11 protein-coding genes are annotated in these 13,277 nt (G+C 68.1%); 5 read left to right on the top strand and 6 right to left on the bottom strand.

The annotated features are described in order from the left end of the window. Positions 1-103: 103 nt before the first annotated feature. Together glyS and glyQ are read right to left on the bottom strand one after the other, a co-directional pair. The gene (glyS, locus tag KGR00_RS11965; protein WP_224424435.1) at positions 104-2,170 is read right to left on the bottom strand and encodes a glycine--tRNA ligase subunit beta; all 2,067 of its coding nucleotides are present in this window, start codon (positions 2,168-2,170) and stop codon (positions 104-106) included. Between the two features lie 2 nt (positions 2,171-2,172). Next, complete coding sequence (gene glyQ, locus KGR00_RS11960; protein WP_129139786.1) at positions 2,173-3,120, bottom strand: glycine--tRNA ligase subunit alpha; 948 nt, start codon at positions 3,118-3,120, stop codon at positions 2,173-2,175. Positions 3,121-3,248: 128 nt separating this feature from the next. On the opposite strand from glyQ, the gene rfaD reads away from it, so the two are divergent. The 3 genes from rfaD to KGR00_RS11945 all read left to right on the top strand — a co-directional run bounded on the left by rfaD (position 3,249) and on the right by KGR00_RS11945 (position 6,310). After that, positions 3,249-4,205 (top strand): ADP-glyceromanno-heptose 6-epimerase, encoded by a 957-nt coding sequence (gene rfaD / locus KGR00_RS11955; RefSeq protein ID WP_224424434.1) that lies wholly within the window; start codon positions 3,249-3,251, stop codon positions 4,203-4,205. Then, positions 4,198-5,220, top strand: a complete 1,023-nt coding sequence (gene waaF, locus KGR00_RS11950; protein WP_224424433.1) for a lipopolysaccharide heptosyltransferase II — start codon at positions 4,198-4,200, stop codon at positions 5,218-5,220. The genes rfaD and waaF overlap by 8 nt, the downstream gene beginning before the upstream one ends. A 160-nt stretch (positions 5,221-5,380) precedes the next feature. Next, entirely contained in the window at positions 5,381-6,310 is a 930-nt protein-coding gene (locus tag KGR00_RS11945) for a hypothetical protein (protein ID WP_224424432.1), read from the top strand. Between the two features lie 143 nt (positions 6,311-6,453). Here KGR00_RS11945 and KGR00_RS11940 read toward each other — a convergent pair whose 3' ends face one another. The 4 genes from KGR00_RS11940 to KGR00_RS11925 form a co-directional block, all read right to left on the bottom strand. After that, entirely contained in the window at positions 6,454-8,025 is a 1,572-nt protein-coding gene (locus tag KGR00_RS11940; protein ID WP_224424431.1) for a sulfatase-like hydrolase/transferase, read from the bottom strand. A 78-nt stretch (positions 8,026-8,103) separates the two neighbouring features. Further along, positions 8,104-8,871: a glycosyltransferase family 2 protein gene (locus tag KGR00_RS11935; protein ID WP_224424430.1), complete on the bottom strand. Its 768-nt coding sequence runs from the start codon at positions 8,869-8,871 to the stop codon at positions 8,104-8,106. Continuing rightward, entirely contained in the window at positions 8,871-9,959 is a 1,089-nt protein-coding gene (locus tag KGR00_RS11930) for a glycosyltransferase family 9 protein (RefSeq protein ID WP_224424429.1), read from the bottom strand. The genes KGR00_RS11935 and KGR00_RS11930 overlap by 1 nt, the downstream gene beginning before the upstream one ends. A 54-nt stretch (positions 9,960-10,013) precedes the next feature. Then, a complete protein-coding gene (locus KGR00_RS11925; protein WP_224424428.1) occupies positions 10,014-10,760 on the bottom strand; it encodes a 3-deoxy-D-manno-octulosonic acid kinase in 747 nt (248 codons plus the stop codon). Here KGR00_RS11925 and KGR00_RS11920 point away from each other — a divergent pair. Next, positions 10,759-11,850 (top strand): glycosyltransferase family 9 protein, encoded by a 1,092-nt coding sequence (locus tag KGR00_RS11920; RefSeq protein ID WP_129139793.1) that lies wholly within the window; start codon positions 10,759-10,761, stop codon positions 11,848-11,850. The two genes, KGR00_RS11925 and KGR00_RS11920, sit on opposite strands and share 2 nt — an antisense overlap. Continuing rightward, positions 11,847-13,277, top strand: a complete 1,431-nt coding sequence (gene hldE, locus KGR00_RS11915) for a bifunctional D-glycero-beta-D-manno-heptose-7-phosphate kinase/D-glycero-beta-D-manno-heptose 1-phosphate adenylyltransferase HldE (protein ID WP_224424427.1) — start codon at positions 11,847-11,849, stop codon at positions 13,275-13,277. Before KGR00_RS11920 ends, hldE begins: the two co-directional genes overlap by 4 nt.

Below are 13,277 nucleotides of genomic sequence, written 5' to 3'. Positions count from 1 at the left end.
GGCGCATCGACCGCCGCCCGCGGCGTTTCACGTGAAACACCGTGCCCTGCGACACAAAAAACCGGAGCCGCCAGGGCTCCGGTTCGACGACGTGCAAGCCGGGTTACTGGGGGAGTTCGGCGATATCCGCGACCTCGAGAAACAGGCTCTGCAGGTCGGCCAACAGCGCCAGACGGTTGCGGCGCACGGCTTGATCGTCGGCCATGACCATCACCTCGTCGAAGAAGGTATCGACCGGGGCGCGCAAGGCGGCCAGGGCGTCGAGGGCCTCGCTGTAACGGGCCTCGGCGAACAGCGGGGCGACCTCACGGCGGCGCGTCGCCAGTGCCTCGGCCAGGGCGCGTTCGGCCTGCTGTTCGAGCAGGTCGGTGGCGACCGATTCGGCAACCTCGTCCCCCTGCTTGCCGAGGATATTGGAGACACGCTTGTTGGCCGCGGCCAGGGCGGCGGCTTCCTCACGATGGCTGAAGGCGTGCACGGCATGAATGCGCCGGGCGAAGTCCAGCGGACGGGTCACCGGCCGCGAGCGCACCGCCAGATAGACCTCGACGGGAATGCCTTCGTCCTGGGTCCAGGCACGGAAGCGGTCGAGCATGTACTCGAGGACCTCGTCGACCAGACCCTCGGCCCTGGGCAGGTTGCGGTGCTGGCTGGCCGCCACATCGAGCAGTTCGCGAAGATCGAGATCCAGCTCGGCCTTGATCAGGATGTTGAGCACGCCGATGGCGGCACGGCGCAGGGCGAAGGGGTCCTTGGCGCCGGTGGGCCGTTGGCCGATACCGAAGATGCCGGTCAGGGTGTCCAGACGGTCGGCCAGGGCCAGGGCCAGCCCGGCCTTGGTGCGCGGGATGGCATCGCCGGCGAAGCGCGGCAGGTACTGCTCGTGCAGGGCCTGGGCGACGTCCTCGGCTTCGCCATCGTGGCGCGCGTAGTAGCAGCCCATGGTGCCCTGCAGTTCGGGAAACTCCAGGACCATCTCGCTGACCAGGTCGCACTTGGCCAGCTGGGCCGCGCGTCCGGCATGCTCGACATCGCCCTCGATGCGCTCGGCGATGTAGCGTGCCACGGCCTCGCTGCGTTCGGCCTTGTCGGCCAGGGTGCCCAGTTGCTGCTGAAAGACGACGCTGGCCAGGCCCTCCCGCCGTGAAGCCAGGCTGTGCTTGAGGTCGGTCTCGTAGAAGAAGGCGGCATCCGCGAGGCGTGGACGAATGACCTTCTCGTTGCCTTCGATGACCTGCTGCGGATCGCGGCTGTCGATGTTCGAGATGGTGATGAACAGCGGCTTGAGCTGGCCGGCGGCGTCGAGCAGGTGGAAGTACTTCTGGTTGGCCTTCATCGACGAGATCAGGCACTCGGCGGGCACGTCGAGGAAACGTTCGTCGAAGCTGCCGGTGAGCGCCACCGGCCATTCGACCAGGCCGCTGACTTCGTCGAGCAGCGCCGGGTCGATGACCGCGGTGGCCTCCTGGACCTCGGCCTCGGCGAGCACCTGTTCGCGGATCCGCTCGCGACGCACCCGGCGATCGGCCAGTACATAGGCCTCCTCGAGGACGGCCAGGTAATCGTCGGCGTGGCCCAGAGGCAGGGCCTCGGGGGCATGGAAACGATGGCCGCGGGTCTCGCGGCCCGCCGCAAGGCCCAGCACCTCGGCCTCGACCACGTCGCTGCCGTAGAGCGCCACCAGCCAGTGGACGGGGCGCGAGAACTCGATCCGCGAGGCGCCCCAGCGCATGTTCTTGGGCACCGGCAGGGCGGCGACGGCCTTGCCCAGGATCTCGGGCAGCAGGGCGGTGACCGCCTCTCCGGGCTGCTCGTAGCGGTAGCCCAGCCAGGTGCCCTTGTCGGTCTCCAGGTGGATCAGTTCATCGACGCCGACGCCACAGGAGCGGGCGAAGCCCTCGGCGGCCTTGGTCGGCTGGCCCTCCTTGAAGGCGGCCGCCAGGGCCGGGCCGCGGCGCTCGATCTCGCGGTCGGGCTGCTTGTCGGCCAGTTCGCGAATCTGCACCGCCAGACGCCGTGGCGTGGCGAAGGCGAGGACCTCGCCGAAGGTGACTTCCGCGTCACGCAGCCCGTCGGCGATGCCGTCGGCCAGGGCGTCGGATAGCGCGTCGATGGCGCCCGGCGGCAGTTCCTCGACGCCCAGTTCGATCAATAGGGTGTTGGATGCCATGCTCAAGCGTCTCCCTGTTCTTCCAGCAGTTCGCGACGCAGGGCATCCGGCGCCATGGGGAAGCCGGCAGCCTTGCGTGATTCGTAATAGGCGTGGGCGACGTCACGGGCCATGGTGCGCACGCGCAGGATATAGCGCTGACGCTCGGTGACCGAGATGGCGTGACGGGCGTCGAGCAGGTTGAAGGTATGCGAGGCCTTGAGCACCATCTCGTAGGCGGGCAGTGGCAGGCCGGCCTCGAGCAGCTTGCCGCACTCGCCCTCGAGGTGATCGAAGGCGCCGAACAGCGCCGGGACGTCGGCGTGCTCGAAGTTGTAGGCCGACTGCTCCTTCTCGTTCTGCAGGTAGACGTCGCCGTAGGTCACCCGCGAGCCATCGGGCGCGAGCGTCCAGACCAGGTCGTAGACGCTGTCGACGTCCTGCAGGTACATGGCGATGCGTTCCAGGCCATAGGTCAGTTCGCCGGTGACCGGGTAGCACTCGATGCCGCCGGCCTGCTGGAAGTAGGTGAACTGGGTCACCTCCATGCCGTTGAGCCACACTTCCCAGCCCAGGCCCCAGGCGCCGAGGGTGGGGGATTCCCAGTTGTCCTCGACGAAACGGATGTCGTGAACCAGCGGGTCGATGCCCAGACGCTCGAGCGAGCCGAGATAGAGAGCCTGCAGGTCGGCCGGCGACGGCTTCATGACGACCTGGAACTGATAGTAGTGCTGCAGGCGATTGGGGTTCTCGCCGTAGCGGCCGTCGGTGGGACGGCGCGAGGGTTGCACGTAGGCGGCATTCCAGGTCTCGGGGCCGATCGAGCGCAGGAAGGTGGCGGGATGGAAGGTACCGGCCCCCACTTCCATGTCCAGCGGCTGCATGATCACGCAGCCCTGTTCGGCCCAGTATTGCTGCAGAGCCAGGATCAGGCCCTGAAAGGTAGTCACGTCTGGTATCGACTGTGTCATTGGCGGGTCACCGTTGGCCCATGAATTCACGAACCGCCAAGTATACAATTAGCGGTTAATCGGTTATAGGCACCGTGCCGAATTGCCCTCGGGCGGCGCGGAATGCTCATCCACGGAGGATTCGCGAGATGATCGTAGTGACGGGCGGCGCCGGGTTCATCGGCGCCAATCTGGTGAAGGCGCTCAACGCGCGCGGCCACGACGACGTGCTGGTGGTCGACGACCTGACGGACGGCACCAAGTTCGTCAATCTGGTCGACTGCACGCTGGGCGACTACCTGGACAAGGACGACTTCCTCGAGCGCGTGAAGGCCGAGCTGCGCGGCGAGAGCGCCGGCCTGCCGCCGATCGAGGCGATCTTCCACGAGGGCGCCTGCTCGGACACCACCGAGTGGGACGGCCAGTTCATGCTCGACAACAATTTCGAGTACTCCAAGGTGCTGCTGCACTACTGCCAGCACAAGCGGATCCCCTTCCTCTACGCGTCCTCGGCGGCGACCTACGGGGGCAGCGAGGTGTTCGTCGAGGCACCGGAGCACGAGAAACCGCTCAACGTCTATGGTTACTCCAAGCTGCTCTTCGACCAGTACGTGCGGGCCCGCTGGGATGACTTCACCAGTCAGGTGGTGGGCTTTCGCTACTTCAATGTCTACGGGCCCCGCGAGCAGCACAAGGGCAAGATGGCCAGCGTGGCCTTCCATCACCACACCCAGGTGCAGGCAGGCGAGAACCCCAAGCTGTTCGGGGCCTGGGATGGCTTTGATGCGGGCATGCAGAGTCGCGACTTCGTCTATGTGGGCGACGTGGTCGACGTGAACCTGTGGTTCCTCGACAACCCCGAGGTCTCCGGCATCTTCAATCTGGGAACCGGCCGCGCCGAGCCGTTCAAGGCGATCGCCGAGACGGTGATTGACTACTACGACAAGGGTGAGATCGAGTACATCGACTTTCCCGAGGGGCTCAAGGGGCGCTACCAGAGCTATACGCGCGCCGATATCACCCGGCTGCGCGAGGCCGGCTATAAGGCCGAGTTCAAGACGGTTCGCGAAGGGGTTCGCGCCTACCTGGACTGGTTGAATGGCTGACGCGACGCCCGCGCCGCGCCTGCTGGTCGTCGGCCCGTCCTGGGTCGGCGACATGGTCATGGCGCAGAGCCTGTTCATCACGCTCAAGCAGCGTCACCCCGGCGCCCGGCTCGGCGTACTGGCCCCGGGCTGGTCCTTGCCGATACTCGAGCGCATGCCCGAGGTCGACGAGGCGATCGCCCTCGATGTCGGTCACGGCGAGTTCAGCTGGCGGACGCGCCGGGACGTGGCGCGGTCGCTCAAGGGGCGCTTCGAGCGGGCGATCGTCCTGCCGCGCTCCTGGAAGTCGGCGCTGGTGCCGTTCCTGGCACGTATCCCCGAGCGGGTCGGCTTCACCGGCGAGCAGCGCGTGGTACTGCTCACCGAACGGCGTCGCCTCGACAAGGCGCGGCTCGATCAGACCGTCAAGCGTTTCGTGTCGCTGGGGCTCGATGCCGGCGAGGCGGAGGGCGAGTTCGCGATTCCCGCACCGCAGTTGCGAACCGACCCCGCGAATCAGCAGCGGCTGCGGGAGTGTCTGGCGCTGGAGAGCGATCGTCCGGTGATCGGCATGATGCCGGGGGCCGAATACGGTCCCGCCAAGCAGTGGCCGTTGACGCACTTTCGTGAACTGGCCGAGACGCTGGGTCGACACGGCTATCGGGTCTGGGTGCTGGGCGGGCCCAAGGACGCCGAGGACGGCGAGGTGATCGCCGGCGGTCTCGATCACGTCGTCAATCTGTGCGGGCGCACCCAGCTCGCCGACGCCGTGGACCTGCTGGCCGCCTGCGAGCAGGTCGTGACCAACGACTCCGGACTGATGCACGTCGCCGCCGCCGTCGGCACCCGGATCCAGGCGATCTACGGCTCGTCGTCGCCTGCCTACACGCCGCCGCTCACCGCCAACGCCGCCATTCACGACCTGGCCCTGGATTGCTCGCCCTGTTTCCAGCGGGTCTGCCCCCTGGGTCACACCCATTGCCTGCACCATATCCTGCCCGATCACTTGCTGCGGGCCATCGAGACCCGCGATTGAGGCGCGCAGGCGCGACAGCGCCTTCACCGTTACCCGGACGTTGGCCGCTCGGCAGGCACCGGATCGGGCATTTTTGTTAGCCTGTTAATTTTTGGTGGCTTGGTTTATACTGCTATCAAAACGCCGTTCTATAATTGGCTTCGGAATCCGGGTCACACGCATGTCTTTCTTCCTCCACCGGGGGATCGAAACGCCCTCGCTCCCCCTTCCACCGAGCGGAGACAGGGCCTTCGCGCCACTGCTCGATGCGCGGATGCGCTGGCCGGTCCGGCGTGCCCGCTGGCAGGCCGCCCTGCGCGACGGTTTCCAGCGCCGTGTCGGCATCCCCATCGAGGAGTTCTGGTGGCATCTCTGGGAACGGCATCTGCCCGGGGGGGATCGGCTGGAAGGCCTGGGTCTGCCGCGGCGTTCCCTCGAATCGCGGCTGGGCGAGCGGCTCGTCGTGCACGTCGACCCGCGTGAGCTGGTCCGCAGCGTCGACTGGCGGGGCACCGGCCGCCATCGGCCCTCGTCATCGGCCTTCGTCTGGGACGGCGACTGGGATCTGCGCCGGGGCGACCTGCGTCACAGCTCGCGCTACCGGTTCATCAGCGACATCGACGCGCATCGTCACGATCTGCGCCTTACCGAACGCTTTCGCCAGTTGCACGCCCGGCTGGAGAGCGGCCGCCCCTGGTCATCGTACCAACAGGGCATTCTGCTCGACTCGGACGAACGGATCCTGACCTACCTGCGGGTCTACCTGAGCTTCCTCGATGACATGACCCTGCGCGGCTTCGACGCTACGCGGGGCAAGGACGTCCTCGGCGTGGCGGTCACCCGCGAAGGCCGGCTGTTGAAGATCAACCGCGGCTTGCATCGCCTGGCGATGGCACAGCGCCTGGGTCTGCCGTCGATCCCGGTCCAGGTGAAAAGCGTTCACCGCCAGTGGTGGGACGCGGTCGTCGCGGGAGCGCGGGGCAGCCAGGCGCTGGAGCGGCTCGCCGAGGCGCTACCCGGCTGCACGCCGGAGTGGCGGCCCGGGCCGCTCGATCCGGCGCCCGACCTGGGCGAGGTCGCCTGGCCCGAGCCACGTCATACCCTGAGCTAGGGAAATGCTGAATAAATCGACGAGCGTGATGAAGCGCGAGGCGCATGGAACGCAGAAAACGAGACATAACATGAAGTTAGGCGAGTTTTCGAGTACCACGCAACGAAGCGATTCGCTCGCGCAGGCATTTATGCAGCGTTTCCCTAGGGTGACGCCCCGTTCGACCACAATCGCTGCTGCAGCGCCCGCTCCTCGTGAAGGCGGGCGTTGAGAGCCTCGACGCCGTGACGTTCGACCAGCGTCCGGGCCGGCGACAGCAGCGAGGCACCGAGACCGGCACGGTGCGCGGGGATGCCGTAGCCCATGGCCTCGAGCAGGGTGGGGAGCACATCCACCATCGACGCTTCGCGGTGTACGGTTCGCGGCGACAGGCCGTTACCCAGCAGCATCAGGGTGTTTTCCCGGGGGCCGGCGATCAACGACTGCCAGGCGGAGTTCTTCATCGACAGGTGATCGCTGGCCACCACCACCAGGGTATTGTCGAGCAGGCCTTCGCGGTCGAGCCGGTCGATGAAGCGTCGCGCCAGCCAGCCGGTGCACTTCACCGAGTAGAGGATGTCCTCGCCGTCGAAGGGCCCCTGATTGTCGAGACAGGCCTGGGCGGGGTGCCCGTAGGGCGGGTGCCCGGCCAGGGTGATGGTGAACAGGCCGAACGGGCCTGGTCGTGCCTGCAAGCGGCGGACCTTGTCCACGGCCATCTCGAACAGCGAGTCGTCGTAGAGCCCCCAGCTGTTGAGGTAGTTCGGGTCGTCGAGGCGCGGGCGCAGGGCCTCGCGGCCCAGCACCTCATCGAAACCGTGCTGGCGGTAGAACAGCCCCTTGCCGGCGAATTCGTTGCTCGCGCCGCCCATGAAGGCCAGTTGATAACCCTGGGCGGACAGCAGGTCGCCGAGGCAGTCGACGCCGGGCACGACACGCTCGAGCGGCTCGAGCTGGTTGTCGTCCATCAGGCCGGCCGGTATCAGCGGGATGCCGCACTGGCTGGAGATCATCCCGGCCACCGTCCAGCCGGTATTGTCGAGCTGGCGGACGCCGTGGAACACCACACCGCGTCGTCCCAGGGCCTTCAGGTCCGCGTAGGCATCGCCGAATCGCGCGGTGTCCGCATAGGTGCCCTCGGTACTTTCCAGATAGAGGTAGATCAGGTTGGGCGGATCGGTGGGTGTCGCCGTGATCTCGGGGGGGACGTAGCGGCGCTCCAGCCAGGCGCCGTCCTCGGCGACGATCGCCGCGCCCCGCTGGGTGATGCCGAACAGCAGCGGGTTGAAGGCCAGCAGGAAGAGCACCAGCGGGCGTTCGAGCAGGCGCCAGCGGTGATCGGCACGCACCAGCCAGGTGAAGACCGCGAGCATGACCAGGCCGGCGAGCGTGTAGAGCGCCCCGGCGACGATACGCTCGCCGCTGCCGTTCTCGCCGATGCCGGCCTGCAGGTGGAAGACCACCGCGCCGATGTCGACCTTGCCGAAGGTGTCGGCCAGGTAGAGATAGATCCACCACAGGGCCAGCGGCAGCAGCGACCAGGGCCAGGCCTTCGGCGAGCGTCGTGCGTGGCGCGGCGCCCCCCAGCGAAACAGCCAGGCCAGGGCCAGCCAGCCGGCGATGACCGGCAGCGACCAGACGTGGGGCAGGGAAAACGCCGTGGTGGTCGTGTAACCGACACACAGGCCCAGATAGGCCAGGGCCCACCAGCGCCAGGCGGGGAGTCGAATCGACATCTGCGAGAATCCTTTCAGGCAATGTTGGCCAGATTAACAAGCCCATCACAGCGCTGTCATAAATCGATCACGATTCTGTCATGTTTCCTCGGTGCGGGCGGCCTCGTTCTCGTAGAGCTCGTTGAGCTTGGCGTACTTCATGTAGGCATGAAACGCCGTGGTCAGTGCCACGGTCATGCCATCGGCGCCCTGGAACAGTCCGCCCTTGAACAGCAGCTTGCGTAGCGTGGCGCTCAGGGCATGCAGCGTGGGGCGTAGCGATGAAGGCGCGACGCCGCGCTCCTTCATCGCCCAGGCATCGCGGGTCGACAACTGGTCGATACGCTGCATCCAGTGCGACAGGCTCGCGTAGGTGAAGTGACGAATATGCGCCGGCGTCCGTTCGACCCGTGGCGCCTGCACCGAGGAGTGCGCCTTCTTGGGCAGATAACCGGCGGTGGTGCGGTTGTAGAGCCGGGTCACGGCATCCGGGTAGAAACCGGCCGCGCGGATCCAGTGGCGGCCCACGTAATTCTTGCGGCGAAAGGCGTAGGCCGTCTGTGGGTCGTCGAGTGTCAGCCGCTCGATCAGGGCGATGGCGTCCTCGTCGAGACGTTCATCGGCGTCCAGGGCGAGTATCCAGTCGTTGCCGGCGAACGGCACGCCATGCGCCTTCTGCGGGCCATCGCCGAGATAGGCCTGCGGGATGACCCGGGCCCCCTCCGCCTCGGCCAGGGCGACGGTGTCGTCCTCGCTGAGCGAGTCGACGACGATCACCTCGTTGCAGACGCGCCTGAGCGAGCGGATACAGTCGACGATGTTGTCCGCTTCATTGAGGGTGATGACGATACCGGTGATCGCAGGCATCAGACGGCTCCGGGCGAGGATGTCGCGTCACCGGCGACGGGAAGGGTCGGCCACCACTCGGCAATTCGGGCGGCGGCGGCGGGGATGTCGATACGGGTCATGTCGGTCTCGCTGTCGCGACCGGGCGGTGGGCTGAAGGCCAGGCGGTGTGTCTCGCGATTGCAGGTCTGCCAGCGTAGTGGCGTGGCCGAGCGCTTGGCGGGGTAGAAGCCTACCGTGGGGACATCGAGGCAGCCGGCGACGTGCAGCGGGCCGGTGGAACCGGCGATCAGCAGGTCGGCGGCCGCCAGGCTGCGGGCGAAGGCGGTGAGTCCCGCGCGGGGCGGCAGCAGCACGGCAGGAATGTCTCGCGCGTGGAGGCGATCGGCCAGATGCTGGGCCGCGTCCCGCTCCCGTGGGCCGAAAGTGAGTACCCACTTCGATTCGAGGTCCGATGATTCGGCGATTGCCGTCACCAGATCGGCATACTGATCCAGCGACAGGTTGACCGCCGAACCGCCGCTGCCCGGGTGCACGAAGGCCCAGCGGCAGGCCGGGTCCAGATTCAGTTCCTCGGCCAGCCCGCGTCGCTCTTGCCGGCGGGTCTCGGCGGCCAGCGGCCAATAGGGCGGTTCCACCCGGGGCGGCGACTGATGCATCGCCGCCAGCAGCGACTCGGCGAGCTCGAGGTTGTAGCGGTACTCCGGCCGCGCCGAGCGCGAGCGCCGCTGGACGACGCGCCGATTGTAGAAGACCTGGGCCCACTTGGTGGCCGGCGCCAGGCGCAGCGGAATGCGCGCGCGCCAGCCCAGCCAGCCGACGCGTGGCGTCGAGAACAGCGTCAGCAGGGCATCGAAGCGTCCCGTGCGCAGGCGCTCGAGCAGTGCCCGTTGCGCGGCTTTCGTGCCCTCGGCGCCGGGGTCGAGGATCACCTCGTCGATCCACGGGCAGCACTCGGCCAGGGGGGCGGTGTAGGCCGGCACGAGCACGCTGATCCGGTTGCCGGGGTGGGCGCGCTTGAGGCACGCCAGGGCCGGCCAGGCGAGCATGAAGTCGCCGAGCTTGTCGTTGCGCACGACCAGGATGCGTCGTCCTTTGCTGAGTGTCATCGCGGTTTCCGGCTGCAATCTCAAGGCGCCCGACACGGCGTCGAACGTGGCGGATTATACCCGACCGCCGGCGCCCCCGGACACGTCGCGGGCGGCATAGCCGCGGCGGATGGTTGGCGAGCAGGCCGCGGCGGCGAACTTCGCCAGCGAGCGTTCCAGGCGCTCCAGGTTGCGTTCCCGCCAGGCGCCGGGGCGGCGCAGGCGGCAGCGGTCGAGGTCGATCAGCCAGACCGTCTCGTCGGGGGTGACCAGCAGGTTGCGGGCGTTGAGGTCGACGTGGTCGAGCCCGGCGTCGTGGAAGCGGCGGATCGTGGCGCCGACCCGCTCGAGCAACGCGGTGTCGGCCTCGCCCAGACAGTCGGCCAGCGACCGGGCTCCCGCGAGGCGCACCGTGAGCAGCGCCGCGCGGTAACCCAGCCGGTGACGGTGGACCCAGCCGGCGACGGGCCGCGGCACCGGCAGGCCCCGCTCGAAGAGCCGGGCGGTGAGACGCAGTTCGCGAAAGGCCCGCGAGCGCTCGTGGCCGGTCCACAGGTAGCGGTCCTCGCTGAGGCGGGCGATCATCCCGCCGCGACGATAGGCGCGCAGGACCCATTCTTCCTCGGCGACACCCACCACCGAGGGGTCGACGAACAGGCTGGCACCCCGCCCCGGGGCCTGGCCGACGATGGCGTCCCGCGCCCGCCAGAAGGCCCCGTTGAACCAAGCGGGGCCGATTTGTGGCGGCGTCCGTGCGTCACATAGAATGCCGGCATCATGTAAAATGAAATCTTTTCCCATCCGGAACGTTGCCAACTGCATGAAGCATCCTCTGCCTGCCCAGCCCGCGCACATCGCGATCCTGCGACTCTCCGCGCTGGGCGATGTCTGCAACCTGGTGCCCACCGTGCGCGCTCTGCAACGCCAGTGGCCGAATGCCCGCATCACCTGGATCATCGGCAAGGGGGAACACAGTCTACTGACCGGCCTTTCCGGGGTCGAGTTCGTGGTCTACGACAAGGCGACGGGACTCGCCGGCATGCGCGAGATCTGGCGGCGCCTCGCCGACACCCGCTTCGACGTGCTGCTGCACATGCAGCAGGCGCTGCGGGCCAGCGTGCTGTCGCTGGGGCTCAAGGCCGGCGTGCGGGTGGGCTACGACCGGGCCCGGGCCAAGGACTGGCAGTACCGCTTCACGCACCGCCAGATCCCGCCGCATCCGCGGGCCCACGTGCTGGAGTCGTTCATGGACTTCGCGCGCCTGCTGGGCGTCGAGGACACGCATCTGGCGTGGGACCTGCCGATTCCCGACGAGGCCCGTAGCGAGGCCCGCCGACTGACCGGCGAGGCCCCCTATGCGCTGATCAGCCCGTGTGCCAATCCGCGGCTGCGCAACTTTCGCAACTGGTCGGCCGAGGGCTATGCCAGCGTGATCGGCCATCTGTGGAGCCAGCACGGCCTGAAGAGCGTGCTGACCGGCGGCGGCAGCGCCCAGGAGCGCGAGATGGGCGAGCGGATCCGGGGTCTGGTCGGCGACGAGGCGGTCGTCGACGCCATCGGGGCCAGCTCGCTCAAGGGGCTGCTGGCACTGATCGACGCGGCGCGGCTGGTGATCGCCCCGGATTCCGGGCCGGTGCACATGGCCAACGCCCTGGGCCGGCCGACCGTGGGGCTCTATGCCACCACCAATCCGCAGCGTGCCGCCCCCTATTGCTGGCGCGACTATGTCGTCGACCGCTATCCCGATGCCGTGCGTACCTACCTGCACAAGCGCCCGGAGTCGATCACCTGGGGCCAGCGGGTACGCCATCCCGACGCCATGAGCCTGATCCACGCCGACGACGTGATCGCTCGCATCGAGCAGGTACTGGCGCTTGGCTCTTCCGACCGCGATGCTGGAGTCCCGCGATGAAGCTCGATCTGACCGCTCTGGAACAGGCCCGCCTGCTGGTGGTGGGCGACGTGATGCTCGACCGCTACTGGCACGGCGGTACCTCGCGGATCTCGCCCGAGGCCCCGGTACCGGTCGTGCGTGTCGACGAGTCCGAGGATCGGGTGGGCGGGGCGGCCAACGTCGCGCTCAACATCGCCGCGCTGGGCGGACACGTGGCGCTCGCCGGGCTGACCGGCGACGACGACAATGCCGAGGTGCTCAGGGCTCGGCTCGATGCGGCTGATGTAAGTGCTCACTTTCAGCGGAGCCCGCAAGTACCCACGATCACCAAGCTGCGGGTGATGAGCCGCAACCAGCAGTTGATTCGTCTGGACTTCGAGGAGAGCCTCGCCGAGGTGGATACCCGCGAGCTGCTCGACAAGGTGACGGCGCTGTTGCCGCAGACCGACCTGGTGATCCTCTCCGACTACGGCAAGGGCACGCTCAATCGCGTCGAGGAACTGATCGCGACGATCCGCGCCGCCGGCAAGCGGGTGCTGGTCGACCCCAAGGGCAGCGACTTCCGCCGCTACCGGGGGGCCAGCGTGATCACCCCCAACCTCACCGAGTTCGAGGCGGTGGTCGGGGCCTGTCGCGACGACGACGAGCTCGCCGCGAAAGGCGAGCGGCTGCGCGCCGAACTCGAACTCGAGGCGCTGCTGATCACCCGTAGCGAAAAGGGCATGACACTGATCCGCGAGGGCCACGCCCCGTTGCACCTGCCGACCCGGGCCCGTGAAGTCTTCGACGTCACCGGTGCCGGCGACACGGTGATCGGCGTGCTGGGGCTGGCGCTGGCCGCCGGCCACGCCTACCCCGAGGCGATGACCCTGGCCAACCTGGCCGCCGGGCTGGTAGTCGCCAAGCCGGGGACCGCGACGCTGTCGGTCGCCGAGCTCTACACCGCCCTGCACGGCGACAAGCTCGCCGAGTTCGGGGTGATCGCCGCGCCCGCCCTGGTCGAGGCGGTGCGCGCGGCACAGGCCCGCGGCGAGCGGGTGGTGATGACCAACGGCTGCTTCGACATCCTCCACGCCGGTCACGTCGCCTATCTCGAGCAGGCCCGGCGGCTCGGCGACCGCCTGATCGTGGCGGTCAACGACGATGCCTCGGTGGCCCGGCTCAAGGGGCCGCGACGACCGATCAACCCGCTCGAGCGGCGCATGCAGGTGCTCGCCGGGCTGGCGGCCGTGGACTGGGTGGTGCCCTTCGACGACGACACCCCGGCGGGGCTGATCGAGTCGGTGCTGCCCGACGTGCTGGTCAAGGGCGGCGACTATCGCCCCGAGGCGATCGCCGGCGGCGAAGCGGTGATCGCCAACGGCGGCGAGGTGCGCGTGCTGGGCTTCGAGGACGGCGTCTCGACCACCGCGATGATCGGCACCATCCTCGACCGCGAGCGCTGA

Source organism: Modicisalibacter sp. MOD 31.J, from assembly GCF_020147985.1.
Taxonomy (GTDB): Bacteria; Pseudomonadota; Gammaproteobacteria; order Pseudomonadales; family Halomonadaceae; genus Modicisalibacter; species Modicisalibacter coralii.
Note: the sequence above shows the minus strand (reverse complement) of the source record. Positions and strands in the feature narration are given on the sequence as shown.